This is a genomic window from Nitrospirota bacterium (assembly GCA_016214385.1).
GTDB lineage: Bacteria > Nitrospirota > Thermodesulfovibrionia > UBA6902 > JACROP01 > JACROP01.
In genome coordinates, this window is sequence record JACROP010000108.1 from 24,406 (window position 1) to 41,689 (window position 17,284).

Here is a 17,284-nt window from a genome sequence, read left to right on the forward strand (position 1 = left end):
AACCTAAAATATGCATGTGGGTCAAGCACTTTAATGCCCCTGCCTTAAAACTCTAAGGGAAGAAATTTCTTAGGAGGTAGTTTGTTCAAAGGAGCAGTTTCCCAAAAGATTTGAAGGTTGTCATTGCTTTGTGGTAGATTTTCATATGAAGCTTGCTGATGATGGTTACTGCTTTGTGTGCGGGCCTAAGAATCCGATAGGTCTCAGGCTTGATTTTTCCTTTGATGGAAAGACCATAAAGACTGAGTTTACCCCTCAGAAGGTTCATCAGGGGTATCTAAATATTGTCCATGGCGGGATTATAGCAACTCTGCTTGATGAGGCAATGGTCAAGCTTGCCCTTGCCCTTAATATCCCTGCGGTTACAGCTATGATGGAAATCCGCCTTAAAAAGGCCCTTAACGTTGGAGAGAAATTAATAGTCGAGGCAAATATAATCAGGGATACAAAAAAGATTTTAGAGGCAGAGGCAAAGGCTACCACAGAAAACGGAACTATTATTGCCGAAGCCATGGGCAAGCTTATTAAGGTTAATTAATATTTCCCCTCAAAATAGTCCTCAAGTATTTTTCTGTGGTCAAAGGCTATGATTTTAGGAAGAGAGTCTTTCTTGAAAATCCCAATCTCTCTGGCATCATCGCCTGCCTCTGGCCTGCCTGAGGCAGTGGCTATATATACTGTGCTTACAGTATGATGCCTCGGGTCTCTATCTGGTTCTGAATATGTATGGAATTGTCTTATCAGTTTTATATCGAGGCCTGTCTCTTCTTTTGCCTCTCTTACTGCTGCTGCCTCGAGGGATTCTCCATAATCAACAAATCCTCCAGGCAGGGCCCAGCCTTCAGGCGGATTTTTTCTTTTAATGAGGATTATCCCGTCTGCTATTTCTATAATTATATCGACGGTGAGAAATGGATTTTTGTGGATCACTGTTCCTGCGGGGTCTCAAATTTTATATCAACATCTTTCTCCGGGACGATTGTGGAGATTGCATGCTTGTAGACGAGCTGCTGGGTGCCTTCTTTTATCAGGACTACAAAATTATCAAAGCCCTTTATGAGTCCTTTCAGACGCACTCCGTTTAAAAGATAAATAACAACTGGAATTTTCTCTTTCCTCAGATAATTGAGATAGAGATCCTGAAGGTTCTGATTTTTGGTGCTCATGGGCTTTCTCCTTTCTGACTCAGCAAATCGCAGATTTTTTTATTTTTAAGATAAAAGATTTCCTTAAAGATTGCAATATTATTTATAACCCTTGAAAGGATTTCTTCCGACTCTGTGAGCCCTGTTATGCCTACCCAGAAAATATCAGGCTCTTTTTTAAACCATGTGAATTGCCGTTTTGCGAATAGTTTGGTGCGCTTTTTAAAAATTTTTATGGCATCCTGAAGGTCGTTGCGACTCGTAACTGAGCTGATATTGCCTTTTCCGCCTTCGGCGGATCCGCCTGTGGCGGAAAGGTATAAAGACATTTCTTTATAGCCGAGGGCCTGCATTGAAGGAAGTCTGGAATCCTTCCCTATTAATTCTATGACTTGCCTAACCTCATCAACCAGCCCTTTCTCCATCATCTCATCAACCCTTTGCTCAATCATCCTGTAAAGCTCTTTTCTTTCTCTGTAGAGTCCTATCTTTATGAATTCATAAGGCTCTGCAGCGGTGAATGAGCGCTGAAGCTCTGAGATCGCCTTTTTACCTTTAAGTGAGACCTCAAGGGCCCTGATTATCCTCCTTGTGTCTGCTGGATTAATCTTATCTGCGGCTGCAGGATCAATTTTTCTCAGGCGTTCGTAAAGATGGCCTGTACCATGGATTTTTTCTTCTTCTATAAGTTTTTCCCTTAATGCCCAATCTGCTGATGGGCCTTCAAAGAGTCCCCTTGTTAAAGTCCTTATATACAGCCCTGTTCCTCCGACAACTATTGGAATCTTGCCACGCTCATGCAGGTTATTAATAATCCTTACAGCCATGTCTCTGAAAAGACCTGCGCTGAAAGATTCGGTTGGATCCATAATATCAATCAGATGATGCTTTACTTCTTTAAGCTCTGTAGCAGATGGTTTGGCAGTCCCTATGTCCATGTGTCGGTAAATCTGCATGGAGTCTGCACTGATTATTTCTGTGTCAAGGGCCTTTGCGAGGAGGATGGAGAGGCCTGTTTTACCAACACAGGTTGGGCCGAGGATTATAATAACTGACTTCATTCTCTCTTAAAAAGTCTCCTTAAATCTCTGATGCTGAAGTGTATCCTCGTGGGTCTTCCATGAGGGCATCTGTCAGGCATTTCTGTTTTTTCAAGTTCTGATAGTAGCCGGGTAATCTCGTCCTGTTTTAACCCTTCATCGCCTCTCACAGCTTTATGGCATGCAAGTCTGGCGGCTGTAGTGTGTATGAGTTTTTCTTTGCCGGTTCCCTGCTCTTCGAGGATTCCTGAAGCTATGTCTAATAAAAGTCCTTTGATGTCTGCTTTGAGGAGTTCCCTGGGAAGGGCTCTAACTATCACATTGTTCAGGCCGAATTCATCGAAATCAAGGCCAAAATCATGGAGGAGCTTTTTATTATCCATAATAACATTGTATTCCCTAACTGGTAGCTCTATCCTTGCCGGGAAAAGCAGGTTTTCTACTTCTACGCTGGTCTTTTTTAGAAATTTTTCATAAAGGATTCTCTCATGGGCTGCGTGCTGGTCAATGATTGTGAGGCCGCCCTCTGTGATTGCTGCAATAAAAGATTCCCCGATATAAAAATACCGTGCATGGGGAACAGCCCCATAGGTCAGGATGTCTGTTTGAAAACCTGCTGAATCAAATACAGGCCCTGAATCATGAACAGCAAAAGGCCCTCTGGTTTCAGTCCATTCATAGGACGGGGTATCTTGCATCATTGTCACAGGAGAGCCTTTCGAAAGATTTTTATCGAGGGAAGATGTTATCAATTTATGGATTTCTTCAGGAGAATCAAATCTGACCTCACGCTTTGCAGGGTGAACATTCACATCTACCTTCCTGGGATTAATGTCGAGAAAGAGGAAAAATGCCGGGTGCCTGTCCTTAGGGATTAGACCGCTGTAAGCATTATACACAGCATGGCTTACAGTCGGATTTTTTACAGCCCGCCTGTTTACGAATATATACTGGTAGTTTCTGGTTGCCCTTGCAAATTCTATGAATGAGAAAAACCCATAGAGCTTTATTCCATCTCCTTCTTCAGAGGCATCAAAAAATTCATTGAATAATTCTTCGCCGTAAAGCTGGATAAATCTCTCCCTGCGACTGCCTGCCTCAGGGACAGAAATTATGTCCCTTCCGTTATGTATGAGGGAAAATGATATTTCCGGATATGAAAGGGCCTTCTGCGTGACAACATCAATTATATGGGACAGCTCTGTGGAAACGCTCTTGAGGAATTTCCGTCTTGCAGGTGTGTTGTAAAATATATCCCTCACCTCTACACATGTCCCGCGCCATACAGGGGCATCTGTTATCAACCTTTCATACCCTATTCTGATTTCTATCTTTGTGCCATTTGGAGAGTCCGGCTGTGAAGTTATCAGGGTAACTTTTGAGACAGATGCTATGGCAGGGAGGGCCTCGCCCCTGAAGCCGAGGGTGAATATATTAAAAAGGTCGTCCTCTGATTTTATCTTGCTTGTGGCATGCCTCTCAAAGCAGAGCGAGGCATTCTTTCTGTCCATTCCTTCGCCGTCATCAATTACCCTTATTAGTTGCTTCCCCCCATGGAGTATTTCCACAGAGATTTTTTTCGCAGAGGCATCAATAGAATTGTCTATGAGTTCCCTCACCACCGATGCTGGCCGCTCAATAACCTCACCGGCAGCGATTTTGTTTATCAAGAACTCTGGAAGGATGGAGATTTCAGACATAATCTATTTTATCCTCTGAGCTTTTATTTTGACAAGGACAACATGTTTTACTATTCTTTAATCAAAGGGGTGGCTGGGAATAGGATTTTTTATTTTAAACTCGTATAATTTAATTATGAGGCAGAGGCTTTATCTGAGAGTAGGGGACAGGGTGGAACATATCAGGCACTCTGTATGGGGTGTTGGAGAGGTTGTGGAGGAGAAGCATTCGCTTCTTTCAGGGGGGTTCTGCCTTGTCAGGGTCCTCTTTGAGGATGGCAATGAGAGGTCGTTTATCAATGACCTCGACAGCGAAGGCTGCTGTTATTATGCAGGCATAAGGATTCTCTATTAAGAATCAGTAGTGTCCGCTAAAAATCTAAGAAATTACTACTATATGTCATTCCCGCGAAGGCGGGAATCCAGAAAAATAAAGTAAAAACTACTGGATTCCTGCTTCCGCAGGAATGACGCAAAAATGTCTTTAAACATGATTTATAAAAATGTGTATTATCAATAAGTTTATATAATATTTCGGACAGTAATGAAATTAGAGATAGAACTAAAAAAGCGGGGTAAAACTACTTCCCTATCTCTATTTTGGGATAAAAACTCTAAATCGGGAATTTTTCCCTTACAAACTTTATCTCTTCTTCTTTGCTTTTAATCTGCCCCTCAAGTCTGGCCTCGAGGATTCCTTTCAGTATTTTGTTATAGAGCGGGCCTGGCGGGTATCCCATCTGCCTCAGGTCTTTTCCTGTGATGGCTGTTTTTATTTTTCTCAATTCAGTTAGATACAGGGATATGGCCTTTTTCTGCTCTTTCTCTTTTGCCTTTGCCATTGCAAAGAGGATGGCTTCAAGGCTAAGGGGCTGTAAGGTATAATAAATTCCTTTTGGTTCTGCCTTCAGAGTTCGCAGTGCTTCTTTTGACTGCCTCAGCCCTGCTATTATGTTTTCCTTTTCCCTGGGTGGGACGTAGAATCTTTGAAGTGCATCTTCTTGATCTTTTGCCTTCAGCCCCTCGATGAGGGCCATGAGAAAGAGGTGGCCTTTGTTGGGGGTTTCTTCAAAGAACAGGAGGTTAAACCATGTAAGTGTTTCCTGAAGGGATTCAAAGGTCTCTATCAGGGCTTTTGTCAATGAGAGATATGGGTGTATAAATTTAAGAAGGTCCATCTCTGACAGCCTCTTTATGGCCTTAGTTGGTTCTGTCTCAAGAAACAGGAGGTTAAGTTCGTCATAGAGCCTTGAGCCTGAAAGTTTTTCAAACAGGTTCATCTTTACTGCGGTTTTTATTAATGTCAATGTGTGTTTGCTTATTTTGAAGCCAAACCTCTCTGAAAACCTTATGGCCCTGAAGGCCCTTGTCGGGTCCTCGATGAAGCTCAGGTTGTGAAGGACCCTTATACCCTTTTCTCTCAAATCCCTCTGTCCCCCGAAGAAATCTAAGAGTTGTCCAAAGTCCCTCGGATTTAATTTTAAGGCGAGGGTGTTTATAGTGAAATCCCGCCTGTAGAGGTCTTTTTTTATGGAAGACATTTCTACTTTTGGAAGGGCGCCAGGGAATTCGTAGTATTCAGTCCTTGCCGTGGCTATGTCTAATTTTCCTGCATGCGGGGTTATTACAACAGCAGTGCCGAATCTCTTGTGACTCTTAACCCTTGCATTAAGTTTCTCTCCAAAGGCCTGGGCAAATGTTATGCCATCACCCTCGATGACAATATCAATATCCAGGTTTGCCTCTCCTCTCAGGAGGTCCCTCACAGAGCCACCAACTACATAGGCAGAAAACCCGAGGGTTTCTGCAACTTCTCCTGCGAGTCTCAATATGCGGAGGAGTTCTTCTGGAAATTTTTCCTCGAGGAGGGATGTAAGGTTTTTACCCATGGACGGTTTTTCTCTCGGTTGTTCTCCCTCAAGTCTGCTCTTTCTGAGCAGGTCCTCATAAATGGTCCTTAAGAGGTCTGTCCTCGTTATAGCACCTACAATCCTTTCGCCTTCGACCACTGGCATAAATCTCTGATTCTGCTCTATCATTAGTGATTCGATTTCTCTTATGGGTGTTTGCTGTGTCACGGTGAAGGAATCTGTAGTAGAAAACTCATAAACTTCGTTTTTTGCAAACCCATGAAACAGGGCTTTTTCCACTATCTCTCTTGATATCAGGCCAAAGAAAGAGTCTCCCTTCATGACAGGCAGGACATTTACACCATACTGTGTCATTATTTGCTCTGCATCTTTCACAGTGCTATTGCACTGGATGCTCTTTACAGGGCGGGTCATAATGTCGCGGGCAGTTTTTTCAGGTTTGATTTTCTGTTTTAAAACCAACAGGAGTTTTTCCTCAGCAGTTTCCAGAGAGAGTTCATCTATAACTGCAGAAGATGCTGTTGAGTGTCCTCCTCCGCCAAAGCTCTGGGCAATTTCTCCGGCGTCCACCTCTGGCATGCGGCTCCTTGCAATTATGTGGATCCTATCCTCCATCCTGACAAGGAGGAAAAGGGCATCGATGTCTTCGATGTCCCTTAGTTTATGTGCCAGATAAGCAATATCCCCTAAATAATGCTCCCTCGATGCCTTTGAAACCTTTACCCTTATTCCGTGAATGACATAGTCTTTGGAAGACTGTATCAGCTCGTTTAAGAGTTCTATTTCATCACTGCTCAACTCTCTGGTTATAAAGCTTGAGACTATATTCAGATTTGCCCCCCTTTTGAGTAAATATGCCGCTGCCATTAAGTCCCTTTCAGTTGTGGAAGAAAAAGTAAGGGAGCCTGTTTCTTCATAAACCCCTAAACACAGGATGGTTGCCTCAATAGGTGTTATTGCTATTTTTTTCTGTTTGAGCATCTCTGTAAAGATGGTTGCTGTGGCACCAATATTTTCGACTACCTCTTTCTGCCCCCGTATGTCATCAGCGGTGAAAGGATGATGGTCATAGATGTGGATTTTCAACCCCTTTCTTTCTAAGATTTCAGAAAAGCGGCCAATCCTGTGTGGGTTTTTTGTATCGACAAGTATTAAAAGCCTGATATCATCGAGGTTGATGTCCTTAAGTTTTTTAATGTCCAGGGGTATTTGATGGGAAGATATAAAATCCCTTACACTCTTTTCCTGAGAGCCCGGGAATACGACCAGCGCATCGGGGTAAAATTTTTTTGCTGCGAGCATTGAGGCAAGTGCATCAAAATCTGCGTTTATGTGGGTTGTGATTATATTCATAACTGTAGTGGCGACCCTCTGTGGCCTCACACCAACCAGTCAGAGATTCGTACCGAACTTGCCGTCTATTTATTAAAGACTGCTACCTGGTCCCTTCCACTGGTTTTTGCCAGAAGGAGTGCATTATCAGCACATGAGATTAAAGCGTCAGGTGTATTAATATCTTCATGGGGGATGGTGGCAACACCAAGGCTTACTTTTAAGGTTTCCTTACCCCCGAGGGCATTGAATTCGTGGTTACTTATGCTGTGCCTTATCCTCTCAGCCTCTGCTACAGCGCCATCTCTTGTTGTGTTGGGCAGCAGAATGATGAATTCCTCGCCTCCATATCTCGCGAGGATATCACTTTCTCTGGTGTTCTTTTTTAAGAGCTGTGCAAATTCCCTCAGAACCCTATCCCCTGTTTTATGCCCGTAAGTGTCATTTATGCGCTTAAAAAAATCTATATCGGCCATCATGCATGCGAGTGGAATTGTGTATCTCACGGCCCTGCTGAATTCCTCTTTAAGCCGATGATAGAAATACCGTATATTAAATACACCTGTCAGATAGTCTGTAATTGCAAGCTTTTCCAGGCGTGTTTTTTCTACCTCTGACTTTCCATAAAGAAGGGCATTGTGTAAGGCATTGGCAGAGGCGTTTGCAACAGCAGTGCAGAACTTTATTTCGTCCTTTGTAAAGGATTTTCCAGCGCGGGATGTTTTTAAAAATAGGGTTCCGATAAGCTCATCCTGGAAAATAATAGGCAGAACTATGATAGATTTTATTCCCAGCGGAGAGATAATATCCCTGACACTATGCATTAAAGGGTCTGTATTTACATCATTTATTATCACCGGCTCTTTTGATGTGAGTGCCTTTCTGATTTCAGGGTATTTTCTCAAATCAAGCTTTAGATCTTTAATCTTCGGGTCCTCAAAGGTTGCGATTACATGAACAGACTTGTTTTTACTATCTATGCGAAGAATAGAACACCGGATAACTGGCATTATTTCTGCAATCTTTTTTACTGTAAGGTAAAGGATTTTATCAGAGTCAAGACTGGAAGAGACAAGGGATGTTATCTCTATTATGTTCTCAAGATTCCACCTCTCCTTCCTGAGTGCCTTCAGCTTACTAACCGACTTCAGGACACCTTCTATCCTGAGTTTTAAATAAGCTGGTTTGCAGGGATAAATAATGAAATCTTCAACACCTGATTTAGATGCCCTTTCAATTATCCTGCCTGCATCTCCTTTCAAAACACCAACAACAGGGGGGTGCCCTTCAATGGCCTTAATAGCCTTTATTTTTTGCTTATCGAGCCCTTCAGGAAGACCAAGAAGTATGACATCAGGTTCGGAACGAATCTCCGACTGAGTATCTTTGATGTATTTTGAGGCCTCTCTTGAATTGGATACTATTTTTATGGAGTATTCTTTCTTGCTCAGGGGTGATTCAATAGCTCCTGAGGTGGCTTGATTTGCGAGGACCAGGATTTTTTTCATGCTAAACCTTTCATATCAAACATATTTTACCAGAAAATATTTCAGGTTGACAAGTTTTTGAAAAATAAGCTATATTTGCTCGTTATCTTGTCAAAGGAAAAGGAGGGAAAAGATGCCTGATATCCAACCTGACGTAACATTAGATTGTAAGGGGCTTAGCTGCCCGATGCCTGTGCTAAAGGCAAAAAAGGCAATAGATGCTATGAAAACTGGACAGGTGTTACGCGTAGTGGCAACTGACCCAGGTTCAAAGGCCGACATTCCCGCTTTACTGAGAAGAACAGGCAATGAACTAATCGAAACAAAAGAAGAAGGCAATACCTTTATTTTTTTGATAAAAAAGACGGTTTAATTTGATAATTCCCTGTAGCTTGCTGCAGGGTAGTTCATTTAGCACTGATATTTCAGGAGTTTATAAATAGATAAATTTTTCTAATTTGACCTCTTTTACAATGTAAATTTAAAATTAGCTGTTTGTTTAATATTTTGAATTTTGGGATTATTATTTCTTATGGAAAAATCGCATCTGTGTTTTTCAATTGTCTTACTAACGGTTGCATATCCATGTCTTATTTAAAATTTAAGGGTCATGTCCAAATTAATGAAGATGGTAATATTAATGTCCTATGTCTCCTGTGGTTGTCATTCCGCACTTGATGCGGAATCCAGTATTTTGTACGTCTCTGGATTCCCGTTCCCCGATTACTACCTTCGGGGACAAGCTTCACGGGAATGACGAAATATAGGACATTTCTTATGCAGTTTTCAATAGTCGGAGAATTAAGAGGATTCAAGGGGTCAAGGGATAAATAAGTAATAAATCAAAATGCAAAATTCAAAATGCAAAATTAAGGAATTCCATTATTTTGATATTTGATTTTTGATTTTGCTTGAACCCTTTTTAGCAATTTTTTGGGAGAAGAACCAAATTTAAGTTTAAGGAGGGCGTTTATGAGTAAGAAGTATGACACACCGTTGTTGGATGAGCTGGAAAAAGGTCCGTGGCCGAGCTTTGTAAAAGAGATTAAGAAGGCCGCAAAAAAGAGTGAAAGAGCAGCAGATGAATTAGGCCAGGTTGAGAAGTCTTACAAAACAAAGAGAGGTTACTGGAAGCACGGTGGTATTGTTGGTGTCCTCGGCTACGGGAGCGGAGTTATCGGGAGATATTCTTCCCTGCCAGAAGAATTTCCCGGAGTGGCTCATTTCCATACCGTGAGAATAAACCAGCCCAGTGGTTGGTTCTACACAACAAAGGCGTTAAGAGAGATGTGCGATATGTGGGATAAATATGGTAGCGGGCTTACTAACATGCATGGCTCCACAGGTGACATGATACTTCTCGGCACGAATACAGAAAGTCTCGAGCCCATTTTTGCCGAGTTTTCATCCCGCGGATGGGATCTCGGCGGCTCTGGCTCTGCGATGAGGACTCCGAGCTGCTGTGTTGGTCCTGGCCGCTGTGAATGGGCGAATATAGATACCCTCGATATTAACTATGCCCTTACACAGGAATTTCAGGATGAACTTCACAGACCGTCATTCGCGTATAAATTTAAAATAAAGACCGCAGGTTGTGCTGTTGACTGTATCGCCGCAATTGCACGTGCTGATTTATCTATTATCGGGACATGGAAAGGCGATATAAAGATCGACCAGGCTGAAGTAAAGAACTATGCTAAAAATGGAATGGACATCAATGCCGAGATAGTTGATATGTGTCCAACAGGTTGCATGAGTTATGACGGTAAGAAACTAAAGATAGAAGATGAGGACTGTAACAGATGTATGCACTGTATAGCAAAGATGACAAAGGCCCTCAGGCCTGGCGATGAAAGGGGCGCAACCCTCCTTATCGGGAGTAAAGCCCCGATTGTTGTGGGCGCAATGCTTTCGTGGGTCGTTGTGCCATTCATAAAGCTTGAGCCTCCGTATCAAGAATTGAAGGACCTTATCCGCAAGATTTTAGAGTGGTGGGATGAGAACGGAAAGGCCAGGGAGAGGATAGGGGAGGTCATAGAACACAAAGGCATGAGGTCATTCCTTGAGTATGTTGGTCTTCCACCAGTTCCCCAGATGATTAAGGAACCGAGAAGAGACCCGTTCTTCTTCTGGGCAGAGAAAGATTTAAAATAAAAATCTTAAAGGAGGAATAATAAATGTCATTACCACAGAGAAAAACAGATATAGGGCCGCCTCATTATAAGCAGTTTCTTCCACCTGTAATCCAGAAGAATTATGGCCAGTGGAAGTATCACGAAGTGCTGGACCCCGGAACAATGGTGCATGTGGCGGAAAGCGGTGATAAGATATACACCGTGAGAGTTGCATCGCCGAGGCTTTTAAGCACTGATACTATCCGTGAGATCAGCGATATTGCAGATAAATACTGCGAAGGCTATCTTCGCTTTACCAGCAGAAACAACATAGAGTTTCTCGTATCAGATAAGAGTAAGGTTGAGCCTCTTAAAAAAGAACTCAAAGACAAAGGCTACACTGTTGGAGGTATAGGCCCGAGGGTGAGCAATGTTGTTCATACTCAGGGATGGATTCACTGTCACAGTGCCTGCACCGATGCCTCTGGTCTGGTAAAGGCCATGATGGATGAACTTTACGATTACTTTACTACAAAAGAGCTCCCTAACAAGGTGAGGCTGGCAGTGGCGTGCTGTGTTAATATGTGTGGAGCTGTTCATTGTTCAGACATAGCCATAGTCGCTGTTCACAGGAAAGTACCAACGATAGACCATGGAAGGTTAGCGAATGTGTGCGAAATCCCTACAACCATAGCGTCCTGCCCCACACATGCTATAAGCCCTGACCCTGCAAAGAAAAGTGTAAAGATTAATCCTGACAGGTGCATGTACTGCGGAAACTGCTTTACTGTCTGTCCGCCAATAGATATCCATGACCCTGAAAATGATGGTGTTGCCATAGTGGTGGGTGGAAAGGTCGGCAGCCTGAGGAGCAATCCAAAATTCTCCAAGCTCGCAATTCCTTTCTTTTACAACGAACCTCCACGGTGGCCAAAGGTTGTTGCTGCTGTAAAGAACATCCTTGAAACTTATGCCAGGCATGCAAAGCAACATGAAAGGGTAGGCGAGTGGATAGAGAGAATTGGCTGGGAAAAGTTCTTCAAGCTTACAGGCATTGAGTTTACATTCCAGCATATTGACGATTTCAAATTTGCCCGTGAGACCTTCAGGACAGCGGCGACATTTAAATGGTAAACTATAGTAGAGGTTGAGGTTGAGAGATACTTAACCTTAACCTCAACCTCAATAAGGAGGTGGAGGGATGGAGAAGGAAGAGATAAAACAGAAGATTTATGAATTATTAGAAAAATCAAAGGGCAAGAAAAAACTCAAAGAGAAAGATGTGATTAAAGCCATATCCGAGGAGACAGGAGTTGATAAGGACACTGTAAAGAAGGCTCTAAGAGAGATGATAGATGTTGGAAAAGTGATGTATTCGTATTCTGGCGGTGCCAGCTCTGTGGAGATCCCGAGTGAAGAGTACCTCAAAGAAAAAGGCCTTCTCTGAAGAAGTGAGAAGTGAGAACTTAACTTCCCATTTTCTACTTCCCACTTTCATATGCTTAATTATTCAATTCCGAGGGTAGTTGTAGCAGGCCTCAGTGGCGGATGTGGTAAGACCATCCTTTCCATTGCCCTGATAGCGGCGTGGAGAAAAAAAGGCTTTAAAGTAGTCCCATTTAAGAAGGGGCCAGATTATATCGATGCGGGCTGGTTGGCCTCAGCAGCAGGCCAGCCCTGTTATAATCTGGACCCTTTTTTAATTGGTAAAGAGCAGCTTCTTTGTTCATTTGTAGAACACGCTTATGGAGCTCGGATTGCTGTTATTGAGGGCAACAGGGGCCTTTATGATGGTTTTGATGCTGAGGGCACTTACAGCACAGCCGAACTTGCCAAATTGCTTCAAACACCTGTTATCGTAGTCATGGATTGCACAAAGGTAACACGCACTGCTGCTGCTCTGGTCCTGGGGCTCCAGAAATTTGATCCATCAGTAAAGATTAAAGGTGTAATCTTGAATCAGGTTGCAGGTAAGCGACATGAATCTATATTGCGTGCAACAATAAATAAATACTGTAATGTGCCTGTATTGGGGGCTGTCCCAAAGCTGAAAGAGGCGACCTTGCCTGAGAGACATATGGGCCTTACCCCTTATCAGGAACACCCTGAAGTTGAAAAGGCTATTTCCGCTATCTTAGAGATAGCGCAGAATTATCTTGATTTAGATGAGATATGGAAGATTGCTAATGGGGCAGTGCCGCTTAAGGCAGAGACAAGAGACAAGAGACAAGAGACCAATTCAGTGACAAGAGACAAGGGACAAGAGACAAGTAAATATAATAACTCGTCACTCGTCACTCGTCTCTCGTCTCTTGAAAAGTCACTCGTCACTCGTCACTCGTCTCTGGAAAAGTCACTCGTCTCTGAGCCTGCCCTGAGCCTGTCGAAGGGCCACTCGTCACTAAGAATCGGCGTTATCAAAGATACTGCTTTCCAGTTTTATTATCCTGAAAACTTTGAGGAACTCGAAAGGCGTGGTGTCAGGATAGTTGAGATGAGTGCCCTAACAGAGAAAGAGCTTCCTGACATCGATGCCCTTTACATCGGTGGTGGTTTCCCTGAAACCCATGCAATAACCATTGCAGAGAATACTAATTTTCCAAACTCCCTGCGACAGGCCATTGAAAATGGGCTCCCTGTTTATGCTGAGTGTGGAGGCTTGATGTATCTGGGGGAAAGCCTTGTATTAGAAAATAAAACATATCCTATGGCCGGTGTGCTGCCAGTGGTTTTCGGTCTGGAAAAGAGGCCCCAGGCACATGGATATTCAATAATAGAGGTAGATATGCCCAATCCATATTTTAGGACAGGCACTATTTTAAAAGGCCATGAATTTCATTATTCGAGTATTTTAGAGTTCAAAGAAAAAAATGGGGTATATACTGCTTTTAAAATGAAACGTGGACTTGGGATAATAGATAAAAGGGATGGGTTGTGCTACAGGAATGTCTTAGCTACATATACCCATGTTCACGCCCTTGGGACGCCTGAATGGGTAGAGGGTATTATCAGCAGCGCAATAATGTATAGAAAGCAAAGGAGTTTAGACGGTGGAGATAAAATTACTGAATTAACTAACTGAGGATCTGCATGACCTTAAGGGAAAAGGTGGCAACCATGCTTGACAACAGCAGGTTTGAAGAACTGACTGATTTAGGGCATAGAAATAAGGGCGTTTTTAGACATCTTATAGCCCTTACCTATAATAAAGAGAGTGCCATCTGCTGGAGGGCGATTGAGGCAATAGGGAAAATAACAGGTGTAATATCACAGGAGCATCCAGAGGTTGTAAGAAACCTTATCCAGCGTCTGCTCTGGTCTATGCGCGAAGAATCAGGCGGTATCGGATGGAGTATGGCAGAGATACTCGGAGAGATAATCAGAAACAGCCCTGACATTTTTTCTGACATCCTACCTATCGTGGTCTCTTTCCATGAGGAAGAGATGTTCAGGGCGGGTGTATTGAGGGCTATAGGAAGAATCGGCAGTATAAGCCCTGCTCTGGTGAATGCAAATATTCCATTAGTTAGATTCTACCTTGATGACCATAATCCTGACGTAAGGGCATCAGCAGCATGGACACTTGGGCAACTTAAGGCTGATGAGGGGATAGATGAGCTTCAGCGGTTATTGAACGACTGCACTCCTGTGACAATTTATGACAATGGCGAGCTTTTTCAGATGACTGTCGGAGAAGTGGCCAGGAAGGCTATGGCTATGATAAAAAATAATGGGGAAAATGAAAAGTTTGACAAATATTAAAAAACCTGTAATTATTTACTGTATGGACCTGTTAGGCCTTATAAGGAGGCATGCACAGAAACGTGAGACGGGGATGCTCTCCGTTAAATTAGAGGGGCAGGAACATTTACTTAAAATATATCTAAATGATGGGGAAATTACATTTATAAGCCTTGGACATCTGAGGAACGAAGAATGTATTGAAAAGATTGGAAATACGACCTCTCTCGGATTTAACTTTATAGAAGGGATGAAACCCCCGAAGACTTCGCCGGTGCCTCTGACAGAAAAACTAATCGGTAAAGCGGATGTTGCCACCATTATGAAGGAGATAGTTGCCGGCTCTATGACTGTTTCTCCACAGAAAGTAAAGGCCCTTGAGGAAGATTTTGTAGATACTATCGGCCCCATAGGCTCTATGCTTATAAATGACATTTATAAGGAAATCTCATACCATAACGGCAGCTCCATGTCAGGTGATGATTACAATTATCTCATGGAATCCCTTATAAGAGAACTCCCTGAATCCAAAAAGGAGCAATTCAGGTCAAAATACCAGCAGGGAGGAAGGAAGAGTTCAGAGGAAAAGAGTTGAGGAGGAGAAAGTTTTAGAGGAGAAAACCGATAAAGATGTCCCATGGGGCTGATTTCAAAAGAGGATAATTTAAATAAAATATCAACAGGAGGGACTTATAGATGCTTAAAAATCTCAGGTTAAGGGCAAGATTTACAGTAATACTGCTTATAGTCTTTGCAATATCTCTACCTATTATGACATTCAGCTCTTATTATATTCTTAAGGCGAATGCAATAAGGGAAATCCTTGAGGAGGCAAACATTTTTCTTGTTACTATGGAATCAGCGAGGGCATATGTAGGTAAGACCTTAAGACCAAAACTCTTCAAGGAATTACCGGGCAGGTTTATAGTTGAAGGCATGTCATCCACTTTTGTTGCTACAAATATTGCAAACAGGATGAACGAGAAATTGCCGAACTATTACTTTAAGGAAGCAACCCTGAACCCCTTGAATCCTAAGAATAAGGTTGATGCCTTTGAAGAAGAAATGGTTAAAAAATTCCGTGATGGAACACTTGAGAAGGAGTGGAGGGGTTTTAAAAGCACTCCTGATGGAGAGTTCTATGTGATAATGAGGCCTGTTGTGGTGAATGATTTTGACTGTCTGCGGTGCCATAGTAACCCTGATATTGCCCCACCTGAGCAAAGGGAGAAATACGGCACAACCAATGGATACGGCTGGAAAATGAATGAGATTGTTGCAGTCAATACCATTATTGTCCCTGCGGAAGTGCCTATTAAGAATGCAAAAAAAGCCCTTATACTCTTCACATCGCTTTACGGAGGTTTCTTTTTGTTCCTCCTGATAATAATAAATAGAGTGATAAAAGGCAGTATTATAAGTCCTATTGAGAGGTTTGTTATTGCTGCTGAGGAGATCAGCAGGGGCAGGATGGATAAGGAATTTGACGTAAAAAGCAATGATGAGGTCAGGACACTTGCAGATGCCTTTACAAGACTGAAACTGAGTCTTGCGAAGGCAATGGACATCCTGAAGAAGAAATAGCCATGACAAGAGGAAGCGTGCTTGTTATAGATGATAGTTCTACTGTAAGGAAACTCGCAGAGGGCATCCTGACATCAGAGGGTTATACTGTTTATACAGCAGGCGACGGCAAGGAGGGGCTCACAATTGCAAAGGAAATTAAGCCTGCAGTTATCCTTGTGGATTTTATTATGCCGGGTATGAATGGTTATCAGCTCTGCAAGATGATAAGGTTTGACCCTGAACTGAAAAATACACCGCTCATCCTTATAAGCGCTAAGGGAGAGCAGGTTGGTAAAAAGTTCATGGAGGCATTCAAGATAAACGATTATTTTCAAAAGCCCTTTCAACCCGACGACCTTGTAGAAAAAATAGCCTCTGTCCTTGTTGAGGAAGAAGAGAAAGAAGAGGTGAAAAAAGAGCCTGTAAAGGTGGAGCCCCATATAGGGGCTTTGCCAGATGTAAGGGGAATCGAGAACTTAATGGATGGTATAATGAGGCGGTATTTCCTGAATGAGTTCCCATTGCAACTAAACAACATACTGGTTGGTTCCCTTAGAAAATTCGGCCTGGTAAGGGATGAATCCCTCGTGCTTTCTGGTGACCTCTCTATTTTTCAATTGCCTGATGTCCTTCAATTTGTTGGTTCAAGTAAGCTAACAGGAAGACTCACGGCTTTCTCGGCTAAGTGTTCATCAGAGATTTATTTTGACAATGGCGATGTGGTGTGGGGCATTATGAGCAAAAGGGGATGGAGTGCAATTATGGGTGAGGACCTTGTGAAGGACAGGAGACTCTCAAGAAATGATGTTGACCGCGCCCTCGCAGTCTCAAAAAGAGATAGTATTCCGCTTGGAAGGGCACTTGTCCAGGAAGGTCTTTTATCAGAGCTGGAGTTAATGGAGAGGATGAAGAAGACAGTAGAGAATGTGGTTTATACAAGTATCAGAATTGAAAAGGGGAGGTTTTTCTTCGAGAGAATGCCTCTGCCTGACAGCCTTTCTGACATAACCTTCAGGATTGCAGTATCCACTCTAATCCTCGAAGGGGTAAGGCGTCTTGATGAGAGGCGTCTTGCAAGCCAGACGTTCAAAGAACCGGATGTTGTCTTTGTCAGGCTTATTACAGATGCCGAAGAGATTGAAAACGTTACCCTCGATAAGAAGGAGATGAATATTTTCCTCCTCATAAATGGTAAAAGGACCCTTACTGAAATTATTCAGGAAAGTGGTCTTGATGAGGGAGAAGTAAAGAGAATTCTATATACTCTTACAAAAGTAGGGCTTGTAAAAAAGAAATAAAGGAGGCGTTT

At 42.7% G+C, this 17,284-nt stretch carries 17 protein-coding genes; 11 read left to right on the forward strand and 6 right to left on the reverse strand.

All coding sequences use genetic code 11. From position 1 onward, the window contains the following. Nucleotides 1–145: 145 nt before the first annotated feature. Nucleotides 146–538: a PaaI family thioesterase gene (locus HZC12_06890; protein ID MBI5026438.1), complete on the forward strand. Its 393-nt coding sequence runs from the start codon at nucleotides 146–148 to the stop codon at nucleotides 536–538. On the opposite strand, the gene HZC12_06895 is transcribed toward HZC12_06890, so the two are convergent. The 4 genes from HZC12_06895 to mutL are packed head-to-tail and all read right to left on the reverse strand — an operon-like array spanning nucleotide 535 to nucleotide 3,885. Beyond that, nucleotides 535–930, reverse strand: coding sequence for an NUDIX hydrolase (locus tag HZC12_06895; GenBank protein MBI5026439.1), 396 nt, complete (start codon nucleotides 928–930; stop codon nucleotides 535–537). The genes HZC12_06890 and HZC12_06895 overlap by 4 nt on opposite strands. After that, nucleotides 927–1,166 (reverse strand): RNA chaperone Hfq, encoded by a 240-nt coding sequence (hfq, locus tag HZC12_06900; protein MBI5026440.1) that lies wholly within the window; start codon nucleotides 1,164–1,166, stop codon nucleotides 927–929. The genes HZC12_06895 and hfq overlap by 4 nt, the downstream gene beginning before the upstream one ends. Further along, the gene (miaA, locus tag HZC12_06905; protein ID MBI5026441.1) at nucleotides 1,163–2,206 is read right to left on the reverse strand and encodes a tRNA (adenosine(37)-N6)-dimethylallyltransferase MiaA; all 1,044 of its coding nucleotides are present in this window, start codon (nucleotides 2,204–2,206) and stop codon (nucleotides 1,163–1,165) included. Before miaA ends, hfq begins: the two co-directional genes overlap by 4 nt. Next, nucleotides 2,203–3,885 (reverse strand): DNA mismatch repair endonuclease MutL, encoded by a 1,683-nt coding sequence (mutL, locus tag HZC12_06910; protein MBI5026442.1) that lies wholly within the window; start codon nucleotides 3,883–3,885, stop codon nucleotides 2,203–2,205. Before mutL ends, miaA begins: the two co-directional genes overlap by 4 nt. A gap of 115 nt (nucleotides 3,886–4,000) precedes the next feature. Here mutL and HZC12_06915 point away from each other — a divergent pair, with 115 nt between their 5' ends. Continuing rightward, nucleotides 4,001–4,219: a DUF3553 domain-containing protein gene (locus HZC12_06915; GenBank protein ID MBI5026443.1), complete on the forward strand. Its 219-nt coding sequence runs from the start codon at nucleotides 4,001–4,003 to the stop codon at nucleotides 4,217–4,219. 259 nt (nucleotides 4,220–4,478) lie between these two features. On the opposite strand, the gene HZC12_06920 is transcribed toward HZC12_06915, so the two are convergent. Both HZC12_06920 and HZC12_06925 read right to left on the reverse strand, forming a co-directional pair. Beyond that, on the reverse strand, nucleotides 4,479–7,088 hold the full coding sequence (locus tag HZC12_06920; protein ID MBI5026444.1) for a CBS domain-containing protein: 2,610 nt from the start codon (nucleotides 7,086–7,088) through the stop codon (nucleotides 4,479–4,481). A gap of 65 nt (nucleotides 7,089–7,153) precedes the next feature. Beyond that, nucleotides 7,154–8,575 carry a diguanylate cyclase gene (locus tag HZC12_06925; GenBank protein MBI5026445.1) on the reverse strand — a complete coding sequence of 474 codons (1,422 nt, stop codon included), beginning with the start codon at nucleotides 8,573–8,575 and terminating at the stop codon, nucleotides 7,154–7,156. A gap of 112 nt (nucleotides 8,576–8,687) precedes the next feature. Between HZC12_06925 and HZC12_06930 the strand changes: the two genes are divergently transcribed. From HZC12_06930 to HZC12_06970, 9 genes are all read left to right on the forward strand, one after another. After that, a complete protein-coding gene (locus tag HZC12_06930; protein MBI5026446.1) occupies nucleotides 8,688–8,927 on the forward strand; it encodes a sulfurtransferase TusA family protein in 240 nt (79 codons plus the stop codon). Nucleotides 8,928–9,526: 599 nt separating this feature from the next. Then, nucleotides 9,527–10,708 (forward strand): dissimilatory-type sulfite reductase subunit alpha, encoded by a 1,182-nt coding sequence (gene dsrA / locus HZC12_06935; protein MBI5026447.1) that lies wholly within the window; start codon nucleotides 9,527–9,529, stop codon nucleotides 10,706–10,708. Between the two features lie 23 nt (nucleotides 10,709–10,731). Then, a complete protein-coding gene (gene dsrB / locus HZC12_06940) occupies nucleotides 10,732–11,802 on the forward strand; it encodes a dissimilatory-type sulfite reductase subunit beta (GenBank protein ID MBI5026448.1) in 1,071 nt (356 codons plus the stop codon). A 67-nt stretch (nucleotides 11,803–11,869) separates the two neighbouring features. Continuing rightward, nucleotides 11,870–12,115, forward strand: coding sequence for a hypothetical protein (locus HZC12_06945; protein ID MBI5026449.1), 246 nt, complete (start codon nucleotides 11,870–11,872; stop codon nucleotides 12,113–12,115). A gap of 51 nt (nucleotides 12,116–12,166) precedes the next feature. Continuing rightward, nucleotides 12,167–13,750 carry a cobyrinate a,c-diamide synthase gene (locus HZC12_06950; protein MBI5026450.1) on the forward strand — a complete coding sequence of 528 codons (1,584 nt, stop codon included), beginning with the start codon at nucleotides 12,167–12,169 and terminating at the stop codon, nucleotides 13,748–13,750. A gap of 8 nt (nucleotides 13,751–13,758) precedes the next feature. After that, nucleotides 13,759–14,430, forward strand: a complete 672-nt coding sequence (locus tag HZC12_06955) for a HEAT repeat domain-containing protein (protein MBI5026451.1) — start codon at nucleotides 13,759–13,761, stop codon at nucleotides 14,428–14,430. 22 nt (nucleotides 14,431–14,452) lie between these two features. Beyond that, a complete protein-coding gene (locus HZC12_06960; GenBank protein ID MBI5026452.1) occupies nucleotides 14,453–15,004 on the forward strand; it encodes a hypothetical protein in 552 nt (183 codons plus the stop codon). Nucleotides 15,005–15,105: 101 nt separating this feature from the next. Further along, nucleotides 15,106–15,993, forward strand: a complete 888-nt coding sequence (locus tag HZC12_06965) for a DUF3365 domain-containing protein (protein MBI5026453.1) — start codon at nucleotides 15,106–15,108, stop codon at nucleotides 15,991–15,993. A 2-nt stretch (nucleotides 15,994–15,995) separates the two neighbouring features. Further along, nucleotides 15,996–17,273 carry a response regulator gene (locus HZC12_06970; GenBank protein MBI5026454.1) on the forward strand — a complete coding sequence of 426 codons (1,278 nt, stop codon included), beginning with the start codon at nucleotides 15,996–15,998 and terminating at the stop codon, nucleotides 17,271–17,273. Nucleotides 17,274–17,284: the final 11 nt, after the last annotated feature.

Coding starts and splice junctions, on each gene's coding strand:
- dsrA (MBI5026447.1), top strand. CDS start 9,527: ATGAGTAAGAAGTATGACACACCGTTGTTGGATGAGCTGGAAAAAGGT.
- HZC12_06925 (MBI5026445.1), bottom strand. CDS start 8,575: ATGAAAAAAATCCTGGTCCTCGCAAATCAAGCCACCTCAGGAGCTATT.
- miaA (MBI5026441.1), bottom strand. CDS start 2,206: ATGAAGTCAGTTATTATAATCCTCGGCCCAACCTGTGTTGGTAAAACA.
- HZC12_06950 (MBI5026450.1), top strand. CDS start 12,167: ATGCTTAATTATTCAATTCCGAGGGTAGTTGTAGCAGGCCTCAGTGGC.
- HZC12_06920 (MBI5026444.1), bottom strand. CDS start 7,088: ATGAATATAATCACAACCCACATAAACGCAGATTTTGATGCACTTGCC.
- HZC12_06965 (MBI5026453.1), top strand. CDS start 15,106: ATGCTTAAAAATCTCAGGTTAAGGGCAAGATTTACAGTAATACTGCTT.
- HZC12_06955 (MBI5026451.1), top strand. CDS start 13,759: ATGACCTTAAGGGAAAAGGTGGCAACCATGCTTGACAACAGCAGGTTT.
- mutL (MBI5026442.1), bottom strand. CDS start 3,885: ATGTCTGAAATCTCCATCCTTCCAGAGTTCTTGATAAACAAAATCGCT.
- hfq (MBI5026440.1), bottom strand. CDS start 1,166: ATGAGCACCAAAAATCAGAACCTTCAGGATCTCTATCTCAATTATCTG.
- HZC12_06890 (MBI5026438.1), top strand. CDS start 146: ATGAAGCTTGCTGATGATGGTTACTGCTTTGTGTGCGGGCCTAAGAAT.
- HZC12_06960 (MBI5026452.1), top strand. CDS start 14,453: ATGGACCTGTTAGGCCTTATAAGGAGGCATGCACAGAAACGTGAGACG.
- dsrB (MBI5026448.1), top strand. CDS start 10,732: ATGTCATTACCACAGAGAAAAACAGATATAGGGCCGCCTCATTATAAG.
- HZC12_06930 (MBI5026446.1), top strand. CDS start 8,688: ATGCCTGATATCCAACCTGACGTAACATTAGATTGTAAGGGGCTTAGC.
- HZC12_06945 (MBI5026449.1), top strand. CDS start 11,870: ATGGAGAAGGAAGAGATAAAACAGAAGATTTATGAATTATTAGAAAAA.
- HZC12_06915 (MBI5026443.1), top strand. CDS start 4,001: ATGAGGCAGAGGCTTTATCTGAGAGTAGGGGACAGGGTGGAACATATC.
- HZC12_06970 (MBI5026454.1), top strand. CDS start 15,996: ATGACAAGAGGAAGCGTGCTTGTTATAGATGATAGTTCTACTGTAAGG.